At 70.6% G+C, this 2,636-nt stretch carries 3 protein-coding genes; 2 read left to right on the forward strand and 1 reads right to left on the reverse strand.

All coding sequences use genetic code 11. The annotated features are described in order from the left end of the window. Positions 1 to 889: aldo/keto reductase family oxidoreductase (locus KGQ19_RS48275; protein ID WP_307856744.1), on the forward strand; the 889-nt coding region annotated here is incomplete at its 5' end. A gap of 66 nt (positions 890 to 955) precedes the next feature. On the opposite strand, the gene KGQ19_RS48280 is transcribed toward KGQ19_RS48275, so the two are convergent. Continuing rightward, a complete protein-coding gene (locus tag KGQ19_RS48280) occupies positions 956 to 1,966 on the reverse strand; it encodes an NADP-dependent oxidoreductase (RefSeq protein ID WP_368862273.1) in 1,011 nt (336 codons plus the stop codon). Between the two features lie 92 nt (positions 1,967 to 2,058). On the opposite strand from KGQ19_RS48280, the gene KGQ19_RS48285 reads away from it, so the two are divergent. Continuing rightward, entirely contained in the window at positions 2,059 to 2,604 is a 546-nt protein-coding gene (locus KGQ19_RS48285; protein ID WP_212022327.1) for a TetR/AcrR family transcriptional regulator, read from the forward strand. The last annotated feature ends 32 nt before the right edge of the window (positions 2,605 to 2,636 follow it).

Consider the following 2,636-nt stretch of genomic DNA (forward strand, 5'->3'; position numbering starts at 1 on the left):
TTCGCCTTCCGCCTCCCCCTCGCCCTCCACGCCCTCGCTTCCCGGCGGCACCTGGAACCTGGGCGATCTGACCGTCACCCGCTTCGGCTACGGCGCCATGCAGCTGGCCGGGCCCGGCGTCATGGGACCACCCGCCGACCGCGACGGCGCGCTGGCCGTGCTGCGCGCCGCCGTCGAGCTCGGCATCACCCACATCGACACCGCCGACGCCTACGGGCCGCGCATCACCAACCAGCTGATCCGCGAGGCGCTGCACCCCTACCCCGACACGCTGCGCATCGTGACGAAGGTCGGCGCCACCCGCGACGCGCAGGGCGGCTGGCCGCCGGCCCGCGAGCCCGAGGCACTGCGCCGTGCCGTGCACGACAACCTGGAAACCCTCGGCCTGGACGCACTCGACGTGGTCAACCTCCGCCTCGGCAACGCGCAGGGACCGCAGCCCGGCTCCCTCGCCGAGGCCTTCGGCACGCTGGTCGACCTCCAGCACGACGGCCTGATCCGGCACCTCGGCGTCAGCAACGCCACGGCGGAGCAGGTCGCCGAGGCGCGCGGCATCGCGCCGATCGTGTGCGTGCAGAACATGTACAACCTCGCCTACCGAGGCGACGACGGCCTCATCGCCTCCCTCGCCGAGGCGGGCATCGCCTACGTGCCCTTCTTCCCGCTCGGCGGCTTCAGCCCGCTGCAGTCCGAGGCGCTGTCGGCGGTGGCTTCGCGGCTGGCCAGCACGCCGATGTCGGTCGCGCTGGCCTGGCTGCTGCGGCGCTCGCCGAACATCCTGCTGATCGCCGGGACGTCGTCTGTCGCGCACCTGCGGGAGAACCTCGTCGGGGCGGGGCTCGCGCTGTCCGACGAGGACCTTGCCGAGTTGGACAAGATCGGCCGCTGAACAGCGCTTGCCGCCTCAGTTCCCATCCGCGGTTGGCTGAGGACTGAAGCGGCAACCCTCTAGTCGCTATTCAACCGTCAGCACGATCTTGCCCCGGATGTGCCCGCGCGCGGCCCGCTCGTGCGCGCGGGCCGCCTCCGACAACGGGAACGTGCTGTCGATGGCGACGCGCAGTGTGCCCGCGTCCAACAGGCGCGCGAGTTCGGCCAGCTGCGCGCCGTTCGAGCGCACCTGGGTGAGCGAGGTCGTGACGCCGAGCCGCGCGGTTTCTTCGGGGTCGTAGTCGGCGAGGAACACCGGATACAGCGCGCCGCCGCGCTTGAGGGTGCGCAGCAGGCGGCTGCTGGCCGGGCCGCCGACGGTGTCCAGGACCAGATCGACGTCGTGCGCGACGTCCTCGGGCTTGGCGGTGGTGTAGTCGATGAACTCGTCCGCGCCGAGCTCGCGCAGGAACTCCTCGTGCGGGCCCGACGCCACAGCGATGACCCTGGCCCCCTTCCACTTCGCGACCTGGAGCGCCAGGTGGCCGACGCCGCCGGCCGCGCCGTTGACCAGCACCGTCGACGCCGGGCCGAGGGGCATGGGCTGGTGCGGCGCCGGCTGGAACGGCGACGGATGGTCGTGGCCGAGCTCGATCAGGAACTGCCATGCGGTCAGCCCGGCCATCGGGAAGCCCGCGGCGTGGACGTGGTCGATTCCGGACGGCTTGATGGCCAGGTCGGAGGCGCGCGCCGCGACGTACTCGGCGTAGCCGTGGCCTTCCAGTCCGGGGAAGCGCAGCATGCCGTAGACCTCGTCGCCGACAGCGAAGCCGGTCACGTCATCGACGACCTCCTCCACGACACCGGACACGTCGGTCCCCAGGATCGCGGGCAGCTGCATCGGTGGCCGCAGATGCTCCGGAATGGCGGACATCCCGTCGCGCACGTACCAGTCGGGCGGGTTGATCCCGGCCGCGTGGACCCGCACCAACACTTCGCCCGGCCTCAGCCCGGGACGCGGCACGTCCTCGTAACGCAGCACGTCAGGGCCACCGAACTCGCGCAGCATGACGGCCTTCATCAGGGTCTCGGGCATCATTTTCCCACTTCCCGCCAAGGACGGCTAGAATAATCGGAGCAGTGCTCCGAATATATCTGGAGCAGTGCTCCGCTTGTCAAGGAAGGGCTATGCGAGCTGACGCCAAGAAGAACTTCGACCACCTCCTGACCACCGCCCGCGACGTCATCGCCGAACACGGCGCCGACGCCTCACTACGCGACGTGGCACGCCGAGCCGACGTCGGCCTGGGCACCCTCTACCGGCACTTCCCGACCCGCGAGGCACTACTGGACGCACTGCTGCGCTCAACGTTCGACGAGCTGACCGCGACGGCAGACGAACTGGAGAAGACCAGCTCCCCCACCGACGCACTGACCACCTGGCTACGCGACTGCGTCGCCGGCGCCACCCAGATCCGGGGCATCACACCCCTGATGATGACCGCGATGGAGGACCCCGAGTCCGCGCTGCACGCTTCGTGCGTCACGATGCGCGCGGCCGGGGCACGACTGCTGGCACGCGCGCAGGAGGAGGGCTCAGCCCGCAAAGACCTCGACGGCGGCGACCTTTTCGCACTGGTCGGGGCGCTGGCGTGGCTCGGCGACCTGCCTGCGACCGCGCCACGGGTTGGGCACTTGCTTGAGGTGGTGACGAGCGCGGTTCTGGTTGGGTGAGTGGATTGGTTCGTGGGGTTGGGGCTGGGGCC

The sequence above is a fragment of the Catenulispora pinistramenti genome (assembly GCF_018274385.1).
Classification (GTDB): domain Bacteria; phylum Actinomycetota; class Actinomycetes; order Streptomycetales; family Catenulisporaceae; genus Catenulispora; species Catenulispora pinistramenti.

What these genes read in the sequence shown, in the direction of transcription:
- KGQ19_RS48280 (WP_368862273.1), bottom strand. Translation starts at nt 1,966, where the DNA reads ATGCCCGAGACCCTGATGAAGGCCGTCATGCTGCGCGAGTTCGGTGGC.
- KGQ19_RS48285 (WP_212022327.1), top strand. Translation starts at nt 2,059, where the DNA reads ATGCGAGCTGACGCCAAGAAGAACTTCGACCACCTCCTGACCACCGCC.